This window comes from Plasticicumulans acidivorans (assembly GCF_003182095.1).
Classification (GTDB): Bacteria; Pseudomonadota; Gammaproteobacteria; order Competibacterales; family Competibacteraceae; genus Plasticicumulans; species Plasticicumulans acidivorans.
In genome coordinates, this window is record NZ_QGTJ01000006.1 from 218,196 (window position 1) to 232,695 (window position 14,500).

A 14,500-nucleotide genomic window follows, 5' to 3' on the forward strand; every position below is an offset into this window, starting at 1 on the left:
GCCGGCTCAGTCCTCCAGCTTCGGTGCACTGAGCGGCGCGGTTTCGCGCTGGTAGGCCTTCAGTGCCTGGCGCAGCGTCGGGAACAGATTGGCGTCGAGCTCCGGCGTGCGCAGGCCGCGCGCATCGACCCAGTCGAGGATCTCGGCGCGGCGCCCGGCCAGCACCAGGCGCACGCCGCGCGCGTTGAGCGTGCGCCGCAGCGCGCGCAGCGCGAACAGGCCGGTGACGTCCATCTGGCTGATCGGGATGGCGTCGATGATGAACCACTGCAGCGGCGGCCCGGCCGCCTCGGCGGCGCGCAGCGCGCGCTGGCGGAACCAGCCGGCGTTGAAAAAGGTGAGCGGGCTGTCGAAGCGGAACATCACCAGCCCCGGAAAGGTGCGCGCGCCGGCGTGGCGCTCGATCGAATGCAGGCCGGGCAGGCCGTCGACCTCGCCGAGCACTTCGTCGCGCGGCCGCGCCACCATGTGGATGAAGCGCAGCAGCGCCAGCACCACGGCGATCAGGATCGCGTCGATCGCGCCGACGGCGACCACGCCGAGCGTGGTCAGCAGCGACAGACCGAACTCCAGGCGGTCGAGCCGCCACAGCTCGCGCAGGCCGTGCAGATCGAGCAGCGACAGCGAGGCCTTGATCAGCACCGCGCCGAGCGCGGCGACCGGCACATAGGCCAGCGGCTCGGTGAAGAACAGCAGCACCACGGCGATGCAGGCGGCGGCGAACACGCCGGTCAGCTGCGAGCGCCCGCCGGCGGCATCGGCCATCGCCGTGCGCGAATCAGCGCCGCTGATGGCGAAGCTCTGCGACAGCGCCGCGGCGATGTTGGCGGCGCCGAGCGCGGCGAATTCGCGATCGACGTCGATCTCATAATGGTTGCGCGCGGCGAAGCTGCGCGCCGTCAGCATCGCGCTGGAAAAACTCACCAGAGCCACGCCGGCGGCGGCACCGAACAGCTCCTCCAGCAGGTCCGGCGAGAAGCTCGGCCAGTGCAGCGCCGGCAGGCCCCCCGGCACCCGGCCGAGCACCGCCACGCCGTGCGCGTCGAGCTGGAAGCCGGCGACCAGCGCGGCGGCGACCACGGTCGCCAGCAGCGCCGCCGGCACCCGCGGCAGCCAGCGCGGCCCGAGCCAGAGCACGGCGAAGCAGGCACAGCCGACGGCCAGCGTCGGCAGATGGGTGTGTTCGAGCTTGCCGGCGAATTCGAGCAGGCGCGGCACGATGCCGCCTGAGTCGATGCTGAAGCCGAACACCTTGCCGATCTGCCCGAGCAGGATGCTCAGCGAGATGCCGTTGAGAAAGCCGATCAGGATCGGCTGCGAGAGAAAATCGGCGAGCGCGCCGAGGCGCAGGAAGCTCGCGCCGATACAGAACACGCCGGCGATGAAGGCCAGCGTGATCGACAGCGACAGGTAGACCTCGGCATTGCCGCCGGCGAGCGGCGTGATCGCCGCGGCGATCATCGCGCAGGTCGCCGCATCGGGGCCGACGATCAGCTGGCGCGAGGTGCCGAACAGCGCATAGGCCAGCAGCGGCAGGATGCTGGCGTACAGGCCGTAGATCGGCTCGAAGCCGGCGAGCTGGGCGTAGGCGACGCCGACCGGCAACGCCACCGCCGCCACCGAGACGCCGGCGGCAAGGTCGTGCGGCAGATCGCTCGGGCGGTAGCGGCTCAGCGCGGCGAGGCCGGGCGCGAAGCGGGCGAGGCGGGCGCGGAGGGCTGGGTTCAAGATCGGGCTCCTCGGAACCGGCACGGGCGGCGCCGGCGCACGGCCCGTCGTGGATGGTAGACGATGTATATACGAAAGCCTTAGCGTCGTCCTGCCAGCCAGCCGAAATCGGTCTGCAGCGTGTAGGTAAAACCGGCGTAGATGCCGACCGGTGTGTCGGTCAGCGGCAGGCGCACGCTGCCGGCGATGTCGGCATGGCTGCCTTTGGGCTCGTCGATGAACTGCGGCGCGACGCCGACCGACAGCGTCTGCGCCAGCCCCGGGCGCAGCAGCGCGCCGCTGGCGCCGAGGCCGTAGAGCGTCTCGCCGAAGCCGTATTCGCGGTACGGCCCGAACCAGCGCGCCGCCTCCGGGCGCTCGTCGACCGGCGCGATGATCAGCCGCGTCAGGCCGAGCGCACCGGCCTCGGCCCGCAAGCCGCCGCCGAGGCTGTAACGCAAGCGCCCGCCGCCGACGCCGACCGGCGTCAGCGCCGTGCCTTCGCCGCTGAGCACGCCATCGCGCAGCGTGAAGTCGGCCTGCAGGCGGCCGCCGGGCAGTCCGGCGAGCGTCAGCCGGCCGCGCAGGCCGGCGCTGCCTTCGCCCTGCGCCAGCAGCTGGCGGAAGAAGTCGCCCTGCAGGTCGGCAAAGCGCAGGCTCGACGGCAGCGGTGCCGACAGCTGGCCGTGGCCGCTGAGATCGAGCGAGAGCAGGCCGCCGAAGGCGCTCGCCGTCAGCTCGGGCCGCAGGCTCAGGCTGAAGCGGCCGGTGTCCTGCCTCAGGCTGACGCTGAGCGGGATGTTGCCGAGCACGTCGAGCGGGATCGTCGTCGGCTCCGCACCGGGGGCTGGCGTGCCCAGCGTCAGCGGCAGGCTGAGCGCGCCGCGGATGCGCGTCAGCTCGTTGAGCGCGATGCCGCGCACGCGCAGCGCCAGAAAGTCGCGCAGCTGCGCGCGCAGCGCCGTCCACACCGCGCTGACGCCACCGCCGCCCGGCAGCTGCAGCGGGCCGAGGCTGGCGCTGAGGTCCTCGGCGAGCGCCAGATCGATGCGCAGCGCACCGCTCGGCCGGCCGATGCCGAGCGGGCCTACGCTGCCCAGCGTGCCGGTGGCCGGCGCCGTCGTCGGCGTGCCGGTGTTGAGCTGCAGCGGCACGTTGAGATGACCGCCGCCAAGCACCGTGAGATCGGCGAACCAGGCGTGGCTACCCGGCGTGTCCTCATGGAAGCTGACGAACAGGCACAGCGCGCCGCCACCGCCGCCGGGTGCCAGCGGCGTGCCGATCTGTGCCGAGATGTCGGCGCTGACCTGCATGCCGCCGAGCAGGCCGGCCAGGCCGCCGGCCGCAGCGCCGCCGGCCAGATCCTGCTGCAGTGCGCGCGGCAGGTGGATCAGCAGGTCGAAGTCGCCACCGAGGTCGGCTGACAGCGCCGCAGCGACCGGTACGCGGCCGAGGTCGAGGTGCGCGCGGGCGCGCAGCCGCGAATCGCCGGCCGGCAGCACGCGCGCGGCGAGCGCCGCATCGCAGTCGCGGGCGATGCGCCGGCCGGCCCCCGGCTGCAGCGCATGCGCCAGTTCATGGGCGAGCAGACGGCGGCCGGCGGCGCTGTGCGGCGCGTAGCGGCCGGCACCGAACACCAGGTGCGGGCCGAGCGCATAGGCGCGCGCGGCGAAGCCCGCAGCGGCCTGTGCCGCGGCGGCATCGCGATGCACGCGGATCGCGCCGAGATCGGTGCCGAAGCGCGCCTGCAGGTCCTGGCGCAGCGCCGGTGCGAGCGCCTCGCCGCCGCTCGGGACGGCGGCCGCGAGCGCCGTGTCGATGCCCGGCGTGAGCACGGCCGGTGGCGGCAGCGCGCCGCTGAGCGCCAGCGCCGCATGGCGCTCGGCGGCGCGCTCGCTGGCATCGCCGGGCGTGCTCAGGGCCGCCTGGCAGCGCGGACAGCCACCGCCGCAGGCGCAGCGCGCGGTGGCTGGTCGCGTCCGCGCCGCGGCGGCCTGGGGCGCGGCGGCTTGTGCTGCGCGCGGGCGCGGGCTGGTCGAGCGGTGGCGGCGGGCGAGGCTCATCGGCATGCTCCGGCGTTCACGGCGTGAGCACGCGGGCGCGGAACAGGCGCGCCCGGCCGCTGCGGCCCCACACCAGCCCGGCGACGCGCGGATCGCCGCCATCGTCGGCGAGCGCCCAGTAAGCCAGCGCCAGCCAGTGCCGCGGCAGCCGCCGCTCCGGCGGCTCCAGCCCGAGGTCGACCCGCTCGGCCAGCGACTGTTCACCGGCGCGCAGGCTGTTGAGCAGTGCCGGGCAGCCGAGCAGGCGTTCGGCTGCCGTGGCGTCGAGGCCGCGGCGGGCGGCCGTGCGCAGCGCGGCGAGCAGGGCACCGTCGGGCCGGCGGCTCATGGCGGCGGCCTCGCTCAGCCGACCCGGTCCGGCCCGCTCGGCGCGTTGAAGTCGCCGAGCGCGCCCGGCGGGCGGCCACTGCCGAGATTAGTCGACTGATTGCCCTGGATCGCATCCCAGCGCGCGGCGGCATCACGCAGCTCGGTCGAGGTGCCGCAGGCGGCGCTCGGTGTCGCCGGGCGCATCGTCACCGCCCCGGCCGAGTCGATGTAATAGCCCCAGGTGACGCAGGCCAGCGGAATCGCCGGGGTGCCGGCGGCGGCGCAGAGCAGGCAGGTCTGCAGTTCCTTGCCGCTGTTGCGGTCGCTCGTCCAGTCGCCGGGGGCGTCCCAGAAGCGCGCCGGGCGCGAGTCGCTGCCGGGATTGGCGCTGCTGCCATGCGAGTAGTACGGGTCGGTCGCGCTGGTCAGGCGGTCGATGCGCCAGCCGCGCGACGGTGCGCTGGCATCGCTCCAGCCGGAGCGTTCGCGGCGCACGGCGTTGCCGGGATCGGCGTTTTCGAAGCCGCTGCTGCCGCGGGTGATGTTGCGCACCACCTGCATGATCTCCAGCGTCTGGCAGTGCCAGCAGCTGGCATCGTGGCGGGCATCGATCTGCACGTAGGCGCCGCGCACGTCGCGGCCGGCGGCGGCGTAGGCATAGTCGCCGACGTAGGCCTTGTTGAAGGCGAAGGTGATCGGGCAGCCGCTGCGGCCGTGGCAGTCGCGCGCCTCGACGCGGCTGCCGTGCACGCCGGCGACGCTGTGCAGCGTGCCGGAGCTGATCGCCGCACCGATGCCGTCGCCCTCGAAGCCGGCATCGGTCTGCTCGCGCTGCAGGCGCTGCGCGGCCAGCGGCGTCGGCGTCACCGGCCCGCCGCCGCCACCGGTGAGCACCTGACGCGACAGGCGCTCGGCCTCGCGTTCCCAGGGGTCGCCGGCGGCACCGAGGCGGTAGCCGCCGGGGCTGGCGTGGCGCTGCTGCAGCGTGTGCACCAGCTCGTGCGCGAGCACGCGCCGGCCGCTGGCGCTGTGCGGTGCGCCGGCGCCGGCACCGAAAACGATGTGCTGACCGAGCGTGTAGGCGCGGGCGTCGATCGCCGCGGCGGCGGTCTGTGCCGCGGCGCCGGTGTGCAGGCGCACGCCGCTGAAGTCATGGCCGAAGCGTGCTTCCATGTCGCGGCGCAGGCCGGCGCCGAGCGGCTCGCCGCCGTGCGTGGCCAGCTGCGTCGCCGCCGGGGCCTGTCCGGCGGCCTGCGCCGCCCGGCAGCGCGGACAGCTGCCGCCGCAGGCGCAGCCCTGCCGCGTGCGCGCCGCGGCCGGCGCGGGGGTGCGGACCGCTGCCGCGGCCTGCCGCGGCCGGTGTGCCGCGGTCCTGCTCTGCTGCCTGCGCATCGTCTGCATCGCTGCTGCCCTCCGGCACCTGTGCTTCACCGTTCCGCTGGCGGCGTCCTGTCCGTCGGGTTCAGTCTTCGTTGGTCTCGCCGAGGCGCTGCGCCAGCTCGGCATCGGCGGCCTGCAGTTCGGCGACGCTGACCTGCACCGGCGGCGCCTCGCGGTTGCCGCCGAGCCACAGCGCGCAGCGCAGCGGCGCCAGCGCCGCGCAGCGCACGCGCAGTTCGGCGAGCAGCGCCGCGTCGATCGCCGGCACGCTGATGCGCACGGTGACGTATGGCGCATCGCCGAGGCGGGTGTCGAACACCCGTTCCGGCCACGGCCAGTCCGCGAGCCGCGCCCGCAGCGCGCCGAGTTCGAGGCTGTGCGGCGGCTGCGGCGCCGGTGCGCGCAGGTGCAACAGGATCATCGCCATCGCCGGTCCTCCGTTCAGGTGTGCGTTTCGCTGGCGCCTTCAAAGACATACATGAAAATGTCGACCTTGCGGCAGCCCGGTGCATCGCCGGGGAGCGTGCACTGGCTGGCGCCATCGCCCTTGACCACCGTGAAGCGGGCCGCGTCGACGCCGCGCGACACCAGCTCGTTGCGCACCGCGCGCGCCCGTGCCCGCGCCACCGCGTTCTGTGCGCTCGCCGCGCCCTGCTGGTCGGAATGGCCGATGACGTCCATCTTCACCGGCGCGCTGTTGATGAAGTGCTCGGCGATGTCGAGCTGTGCCTGCTGCGCCGCCGGCAGCGCGCTGACCGCACTCGAACCGGTGGGAAACTCCGCGACGCTGACGCGCGCCAGCGATTCCCCGTGGTGCGGATCGGCGAAGCTGCCGCGCAGCTCGCCGGCGGCGGTGCCGTGCTCGGCAGCGATGGCGTTCTCGATCGCCACCGTCGGGTCATGCGACGGCCGTCCGCCGTGGCTCGGCGCCGGGCCGCTCGGGTGCGTGCCGCGCTGCATCAGCAGGGCGTGGCCGCACAGCTCGTGACCGAGCACCAGCCAGTTCGGCGTGTCGATGCGGTGCGCCGGCGGCCCCTTGGCCCAGGAGCCGAACTGCACGCCGGAGAACGGCGAATGCACGGTGACGACCTTGGCCGCCTCGTCGGTGTGCGGCCAGTCGTTGTCGTCGAGGGTGATCTCCCAGGTATCGGTGGCGGCGTGCATCTCGCAGAAGCAGCCACAGGACTGCGGCTGCTTCGAGGCCGCCAGGCCCTTGGCGCAGAAGCTCGCCGAGCTCGGCCCGATCTTGCCGCCGGTCGCCGCGAAGTCCGGGCACAGCGTCTGCACGTAGCCGTTGATGATCGACTCGTTGGTCGTGCCGGCCGGCGCCGCGGCCGGCGCGCCCTTGGCATCGTGCACGGCGATCTTGCGCTGCACGCCGGGGCGGCCGGCGCTGATACCGGGCGGTCGCGCTGCGCCCTGCTGCAGCGTGTGCACCAGCTCGTGAGCGAGCAGGCGGGCGCCGTCGGCGCTGTGCGGACGGTACTCGCCGGCGGCGAAGACGATGTCGCGCCCGGCGGTCCAGGCCCGCGCGCCGAGTGCGGCGGCGCTGGCCGCGGCGCGCGGCCCGGCGTGCAGGCGCACCGCCCCCAGCGGCGCGCCGAAATCGCGGCCGAAGCGCGCCGCCAGTGCCGCCGGCAGCGGCCGGCCGCCGTCCGGCGGCGGGCTGGCACTGACCGCCGGCAGCGCACCGGCGGCGAGGCTGCGCGCGGCGAGGGCGTCGGCTTCGCGTTCGAGTGCCACCGGCTCGGCGCGGGCGGTCTGCTGCGCCGCGCGGCAGCGCGGGCAGCTGCCGCCGCAGGCACAGCCCGGGGCCCGGCGCAGCGCCGCGGCGGGCGCCGGAGGCGGCTGTGCCGGGCGGCGGGTGCCGGCCCTGGAGGCTTCACGCGGCGTCCGTGCCCGGCTGATCGTGAACATCGTCGTTCCTCCGCTGGCCGCTCGGGCCGGCTCAGCGCTTCTTGCTGCGCGAGGACTGCGGCGTCGTGCTCGCGGCCTGCGCGCGCGCCGCCTCGCGACGCAGCACTTCGGCATCGAGCCCGGCGAGACGCACCAGCGTCGCCGTGTCGGTCTGCAGCAGCGCATCGACGTCGGCGATGCCGGCGGCGCGCAGCCGCGCGGCGATCACCGGGCCGATGCCGCGGATGTCCTCCAGGCGCAGGCCGTGCGGCGTCGGCGCCGTGCCCTCGAAGATCACTGTCGCCGTGTTGGCGTCGGCGCGGCTCAGCGCCGACTTCGGCAGGCTCAACGAGGCGCGCAGTGCCGGGTCGCTGCCGGCGCTGAGCACCTGCTCGCTGCGCGCCAGCACCCGGTTCTGCGCATCGGCGACCTGCAGGCGCAGGCCGCTGTCGGCGCGCAGCTGCGCCGCCTGCCCGGCGTCCAGCGTCATCGCGTAGTAGCCGCTGGCGTCGGTGCGGGCGCTGAAGCCGTCGAGCACGCTGCCGTCGGCCCGCACCAGCTGCACGCTCAGGCCCTCGCGGCCACGGCCGGCGGTATCGGCGATGCGGCCGTCGAGCAGCAGGCCGGCATCCGGCACCGCCGCCGGCGTGATCGTCGCCAGCTCCTGCTGCACGTCGAGCAGGTTCAGCGTGCTGCGCGCCTGCGCCAGACGGGTGGTGGCGGCCTGCACGCGGGCATCACTGGCGCCGTAGCGCGCGCTCAGGCGTGCGGTTTCGAGGCTGCGCGCGTACTGCAGCTGGGTGTAGGCGCTCTGCACGCCACCGACCGTCTGCAGCGTGCCGCTCTGCAGCACGTTGCCGCGGCTGTTGCTGGCGTTGCTCTGCTGCTGTGCCAGCACGGCGACCAGGCCCTGCAGCAGGTAGCGCAGCAGGCTCGCCGGTTCGGCGGCGATGCGCCGGCAGAAGCCGCGGTTGGCTTCGAGGTTGCCGTCGTCGATCACCGGCAGGCCGCTGGCGCTGCCGGCACTGGCGGCGACGATGCAGTGATCGCCCTGGTTGTGGGCGGTGGTGTTCATGCAGAAGGCGTTGGCCGCGCTGTTGAGTCCGGCGGCGTAGCTGAGCAGCGAGAACCAGCAGGCACGCGCCGCCTCGCGCCAGCGGCCGGCGCTGGCGCGCAGCGTGTAGCCGAACAGCAGGCCGTTGGCGAACAGCAGGTCGGGGCGGAACACCGAGCTCTGATTGCCGCCGCAGCCGACGTCATCAAGGCTGGCCAGCACCAGCGACAGCGCGGCACGGCTGCGCGGGCCCATGCGCACCTGATTGTCGTCGAACAGCAGTTCACCGCCCGGCAGCGCTTGTTCGAGGCGGGCGCGGTCGACGAAGCTGCCGGCACTGCTCAAACTGACCGTCGCCGCCGCATTGTCGAGCTCGGCGACCGGGGCGCTGCCGAGCGACGGTGCCAGACCGAGCTGGCGGTGCAGGCCGCCGACATCGATCAGCAGCACGCTGCCGACCAGCGTATCGAGGCTGTTCAGCCGGCCCTCGGCCTCGCTGTTGAGGGAATTGCCGAGCACCGCCAGCGGGCCGAAGGCCAGCGCACTCAGCGCGCGCCCGGCCGGCTGGTCGATGCGGTTGTCGCGCACGCGCAGCGCCGGCGCAGCGCCGACATCGGCGCTGCCGCCGCTCAGCGAGGCGGCGGCCAGACGCACGACGACACCGCCGCGCAGGCCGGGCTGGCGTGCCTGCGCGTAGTCGGCGCCGAGCGCGCCGTTGTCGGCGATGTGGTTGCCGCTCAGCTCGATGTCTTCGCCGAAGCCGATGAACACGCCGCACACCGGATCGTTGGCGCTGCGGCCGTTGTCGTGGATGCGGTTGTCGGCGATCGTCACCCGCTCGACCAGCGCCAGCGAGATGCCGCCCTGACCGACGCTGCGCGCCGCGCTGAGCAGCGCCGCGTCGAACACCGCGCGCAGATTGCCCTCGATGCGGTTGCCGCGGATCAGCAGCTCGTGGACCACGTTGCAGCGGCCGATCAGCTCGCGCGGCGCCAGCGCCGCCAGCAGTGCCGCCAGCAGCGCCGGCGTATCGGCGGCCTCGGCCGGCGGCGTCTCGGCGAGCTCGGCGAACGGCCGAAAACCGATGCCGGACAGCGCCATGCGGTGGATGGTGTTGCCCTCGATCAGCAGGCGGTAGAGGAAGGCGCGGTCGGCCGGCGTCTGCACCACCGCCGCGCGCAGCACCAGCACGAAGAACGGCACTTCACCGTCGCCGCCGGCGCTGCTCTCGCGCAGCTCGGCGATGCGCCAGGCCGGCGCCACGGCGAGCCGATAGCTCGCCGCCGGCACGATCATCTCCACCAGGCCCTGCGCGTCGCTGCTGTCCTGGGCGACGATCGCCGCGGCATTGCCGAGGAATACGTCGACGCCGGCCAGTGGCTGGCCGTCGCCGTCCTGCACCAGCGCGCGGAACACGCGCTGCGTCAGCGTCACGCTCGGCAGCGGCTGGTTGTCGTTGTCGGTCGCGGGCACGGCCTCGCCCGGCAGCAGGCCGCCGAGGGTGATGCCGTGGCCGGCGCCGCCGTCGATGTCGTTCTCCAGCACGTGTACGCCGTCGCAGGCGCCGCGCAGGTGGATGCCGCCGAGCGCGCGATACGGCGGCTCGATCGCCGCTACCCGCACGCCGGCCCAGATGAATTCGGCATAGGTCAGCAGCCGCGGCAGGCGGGCGTAGAGCCGCTCCGGGCTGGCGCAGGGATCGGTCGGGTCCGGCGAGCCGCCGTCACCGCCATCGCCGCCCGGCGGGCGCACCGAGAACGGCCAGACGCCGAGGCGGTTGCGCTCGATGCGGGCCTCCTCGGCGCGCAGCGAGATCGCGCAGCGCCCGGCGCTGGTGTCGAGCACCCAGATGCGGTTGTCGGCGAGGCTGACGTCGCGGGCGTTGTCGACGCGCACGCCGTAGTCGTGCGCCAGCACCCGGCAGTCGCACAGCGACAGGCCGTGCAGCGCGCCGGGCTGGCTGCCGGCGGCCAGCAGCGCATCGCCGCCGAGCGCGATCAGGTCGAGGCCGCTGACGGCGATCGCGCTGCAGTCGCTGAAGCTGAGGATCGGCGCGGTGACGCTCGCCGGCCGCGCCAGCACGCGGGTCTGCCGCGGGCAGCCGTGGATGCGCAGGTTGCGCGCGCCGCTCAGCGCCAGGTTGGCGAAATGCGTGCCCGGCAGCAGGCACAGTTCGCCGCCGGCGGCCGGCAGGTGCGCGGCGGCTTCCTCCAGCGAGTTGAAGTCGCCGAAGCTGGTGAGGCCGTCGCCGACCAGCCAGGTGCAGCACACGCGCTGCTCGACCAGCGGCCGGAAGCGGCGCCGGCAGTCCTCCAGCGTGCCGGACAGGCGCGTATCCAGCCGCGCGCTCCAGCCGATTTCCGCCAGCGGCACGCGGTGCAGCGTCAGCTCCTGCGGCGGCGCGGTGTCGATCAGCGTCTGCGGGTTGGCGATCTCGCCGGCGCGCACGCTGAAGCTCCAGGCATCACCCGGCCGGTAGCCGGCCGTGGCGCCGGGCGTGTCGAACTGCAGGCGGATGCCGTCGCGCAGCTCGACCGGGCTGCCCGCCGCGGGGTAGTCGGCGACCGCTTCGAGGCCGTGCCAGAGGCGGAAGAACACGCTGTCGCCGGGATTCGCCACCGCCGGGAAGCTGCCGAACACCGGCGGCTCGCCGAGCACCAGGTCCTGCGCGGCGTCGAGCGTGGCGAAGGCGCCGTAGACCACGCGCCAGTGGCCGAGCGCCGGATCGAGCTGCAGCGCTTCGAGGTAGAAGGCGTCCTGCCCGCAGCTGAGGATCGCCGTGCGGTTGGCGGTGATCTGCACGCGCCGCGGCGCGCCGCTGGCATCGAACACGCCGCGGCCGACCAGCCCGCCGTTGAACGGCGACCACTTGAAGCGGGCGACGCCGTCGCTGCAGGCGGCGATCTCGATGCGGTAGAGGTTGTGCTCGAAGCCGGTGTAACCGCCGCCGGCGACCACCGGGCATTCGCCGGGTACCACCACGGTCGGCTGCAGCGTCACCGTCAGCCGGCCCTTGCCGGCCGGGCCGTCGGCGAGGCGGGCGCCGATGTTGCGGCAGTCCTCGCCGGCACCGAGGCGCAGCAGGCGGAAGCCGTAGCGGGCGACGATGCGCTCGGCGGTATCGGGGCCGCCGAGCGCCGGCTCGATCAGCCGCGCCGGCGCCTGAAAGCCGTTGAAGGCCTCCAGCGCGACTTCGAGGATCACCGCATCGCGCACGCCGTCGCCGAGCTGGCTGGCGTCGGTGCCCGGCGGGTTGGCCGGCGGTTCCAGATAGGGGGCGATGCGTTCGAGCGGCTGGCCCGGCTCGCCCGGCAGTTCGAGCGCGATGCCGTCGGCCCACAGCCGTCCCGCTGCCACCCGCAGGTGCACCACGCCGCCGGCGACGAAGGCCGCCTCGATGTGAAAGCCGCCGGCCGCTGCCGCCGGCACCGCGGCAACGCCGGCGCCGATCACGTCCTGCGCCGCGTGCAGGCGCCAGCCGAGCGCGATGCGCTCGCCGGCCGTGAGGTCGGCATCGCTGATCACGCGCCCCTGCTGGAACAGTACGCCCTGGTCGGTCGACGAGGGATCGCGGGGCCACTGGGAGAAATCGCCGTTCATGGTCAGTCTCCGGGTCGGGCTGCGCGCCGCCGCTGGCGAACGCGGGTGAACCGTTTCGACTTCCTGGGCCTGCCCGCGGGCAGGGGCCGAATCACGTCACGTACAGCAGCAGCGGCCGCACCCCGACCGGCATGAACTCGCGCAGGCGGATGCCGAGGTTGGTAGTGCGGTGCGCGTTCAACAGAAAACCGTAGGCGCCCATCTCATCGTCGCCGGGGCCGCGCGTGCGGATGCGCCAGTCGCTGCCGGCGGCCAGCTGCGCATAACCCGGCTCGTTGACGCGGATCGCGGTGAAGGCGAGCCGTGCCCCGGCGCCGCTGACGCAGGCGTGGTGCGCCGGCAGGCGGTCGCCGTCGCCGCTGAAGCGGCAGAAGCGCAGGCAGCCGTGCTGGTTGTCCCAGAGCTCCAGGCGGTGACAGAACACGCCGCCGGAGCCGAGCCCCGCGCGGGCCCGCACGCGGCCGAACACGGTGACACCGTCGATCGCCAGCGCGGCGCCCCAGCCGCTCGCCGGGGCACTGGCGGCGCTGTAGGCGAAGTCGCCGCTGGCGTCCTCGTCGGGGCCGCGGCCGGCATCGACGATGCTCGCCGCCAGCGTCACCCGGTAGCCGGGATCGATGCCGAGCGGGCCGCTGAGGCTGTGCGACAGCAGCACGTCCGGCGTCGGCGCGAAGGCATCGGCCTCGCCGGCGTCGGCAAAGCCGTAGCCGTCGGCGAGGTTGATCGACGGCAGCGTCGGTGCACGGCTGCCGTCGCGCTGGCTGTGGCCCTGCGCATCGAGCGTGCAGGACAGGCATTCGAGGCGGGCGACGGCGGCGCGGGCGATCAGCGCCGCGCCGGCCGGAAAGCCCGCGCCGCGGCTCAGGTACAGGCCCTCCAGACGCACCGTCAGGCCGGCGACCGAGCCGGCGCCGGCGTCGAGCGGGCGCAGGCGCAGCGGCTGCATCAGGCGGATCAGCGGCCGCTGCCCGCTCGCCGCACGCACGATCAGCGAGCGGTTGAGCGCCAGCGCCGGCGCGCCGTCGGCGAGGTGCACACCGGCGACGGCGGCGAGGTCGAGCGGGTGCTCGAAGCTGTCGCCGATCTCGATGACCACCGGCAGCGCCGCGGTGTCGAGGTTGTCGAAGGCCGCCTGCAGCGTGTTGCCACTGTCGCCGCCGACCGTGCGCAGCAGCGTCGGCTCACCGGCGCCGCTGTCGCCGAACTGCGTCGGCGCCGCGGCGCGCGATTGCGGATGGGCGCCGACGGCACCGGGCGCGGCGTAGGTGTAGCCGCAGTAGAGGCGGGCGCGCAGGCCGCCGACGCCGTCCGGCTCGCTCAGCGCGCCGCTCTCGGCGGCGCTCGCCAGGCCGATCAGCACACGGCCGAGCGTCGGGTCGACGACGATCTCGTGCGCGGCCAGCGGTCGGCGCAGGCCGCTTTCCCAGGCGCAGAGGTTGTCGCCGCGAAAGCGCCAGTCGATGCCGGCGATCGGGTCGAGGGCGTCATTCGGGTCGACCGGCAGGTAGAACTGCAGGCCGTTGTCGCCGAGGTCGAGCCCGCGCGGCGGCGCCTGCGTGGCGTCGAAGGTGTCGATGCCGATGTAGTCCTGCGGCCGGCCGTCCGCCGCGCCGCTGTTCAGCCGCGCCGGCGGCAGCGGGCCGGGCACGGCGTCGGCGGCGGTCAGTGTCTGCGTCGCGCCGCTGGCGTCGAGCGGCGGCCGGCGGTAGGTGTTGAACAGGCGCAGCGGCCGGTCGAGCGGATCGAGGTCGAGGCGCAGCGCGAAGGCCGCGGCGTCGCTGCCGGGCGGCGCTGCGCCGAGCGCGACGGCGCCCTTGAGCAGCGGCCGCAGCGCCGGTACGCGGTAGGGCGCCAGCCGCCACAGCCAGATCGCCAGGTTCGGCAGGTTGATGTGGCGGGCGCCGTCGTCGGCGCGCTTGCAGTCCGGCGTGTAGGCATAGGGGTCGAACGGCGTCGCCAGCAGGCTCAGCGCCGCCGGGTCGCGGATCGGCACACAGCCACCGCGGCGCGGCGTGAAGCGGTCCGCCGCCGGCAGCATCGCCTCGCCGTAGGGCGGCAGGCCGCCGGCGTCGGGGCGCTGATGGTTGAGGTGCTGGCTCCAGGCCAGGTTGGGGAACAGCTCGACGGCGCGGCAGGGCCAGCCGCTGAGGTCGGCGGCGAGGCGCTCGATCGCGCCCAGCGTGCCCTTGCGCCGACGCAGCGCGATGGTGTCGGCGACGTCGGCGCGCAGCGTGCGCACCTCGCCGGCGAGGTGGCTGCTGCCGAGCAGGTCGGCGAGGTAGGGGATCACCCAGGGCGCGCAGCTGTCGATGAAGAAATCGTCGTACAGCGCCTCGATGTTCTCGTGCAGCGCGCTGAAGGCGTCCTCGACCGCCGCCAGGTAGGCACGCAGCTGCCCCGGCGGGCGCTGCTCGGCATCGCGGATGCGGTAGATCTCTGGCAGCCGCTGATACAGCGGGACGCGCGGCGTGCTCATGGCGACCACCGCCGG

General features: G+C 74.5%; 8 protein-coding genes. All 8 read right to left on the reverse strand.

Annotated features, from left to right (window positions below; all coding sequences use genetic code 11):
• Positions 1–6: 6 nt before the first annotated feature.
• Entirely contained in the window at positions 7–1,728 is a 1,722-nt protein-coding gene (locus C7443_RS12010; protein ID WP_110018860.1) for a SulP family inorganic anion transporter, read from the reverse strand.
• A gap of 80 nt (positions 1,729–1,808) precedes the next feature.
• Entirely contained in the window at positions 1,809–3,770 is a 1,962-nt protein-coding gene (locus tag C7443_RS12015; protein WP_170123600.1) for an eCIS core domain-containing protein, read from the reverse strand.
• A 16-nt stretch (positions 3,771–3,786) separates the two neighbouring features.
• Positions 3,787–4,098: a hypothetical protein gene (locus tag C7443_RS12020; protein ID WP_110018862.1), complete on the reverse strand. Its 312-nt coding sequence runs from the start codon at positions 4,096–4,098 to the stop codon at positions 3,787–3,789.
• Between the two features lie 14 nt (positions 4,099–4,112).
• On the reverse strand, positions 4,113–5,480 hold the full coding sequence (locus C7443_RS12025) for an eCIS core domain-containing protein (RefSeq protein ID WP_146213296.1): 1,368 nt from the start codon (positions 5,478–5,480) through the stop codon (positions 4,113–4,115).
• A gap of 61 nt (positions 5,481–5,541) precedes the next feature.
• Positions 5,542–5,886: a hypothetical protein gene (locus C7443_RS19910; protein ID WP_146213297.1), complete on the reverse strand. Its 345-nt coding sequence runs from the start codon at positions 5,884–5,886 to the stop codon at positions 5,542–5,544.
• 14 nt (positions 5,887–5,900) lie between these two features.
• Complete coding sequence (locus C7443_RS12030; protein ID WP_170123601.1) at positions 5,901–7,376, reverse strand: eCIS core domain-containing protein; 1,476 nt, start codon at positions 7,374–7,376, stop codon at positions 5,901–5,903.
• A gap of 31 nt (positions 7,377–7,407) precedes the next feature.
• Entirely contained in the window at positions 7,408–12,009 is a 4,602-nt protein-coding gene (locus C7443_RS12035) for a helix-hairpin-helix domain-containing protein (RefSeq protein WP_110018865.1), read from the reverse strand.
• A 91-nt stretch (positions 12,010–12,100) separates the two neighbouring features.
• Entirely contained in the window at positions 12,101–14,485 is a 2,385-nt protein-coding gene (locus C7443_RS12040) for a phage tail protein (protein ID WP_110018866.1), read from the reverse strand.
• Positions 14,486–14,500: the final 15 nt, after the last annotated feature.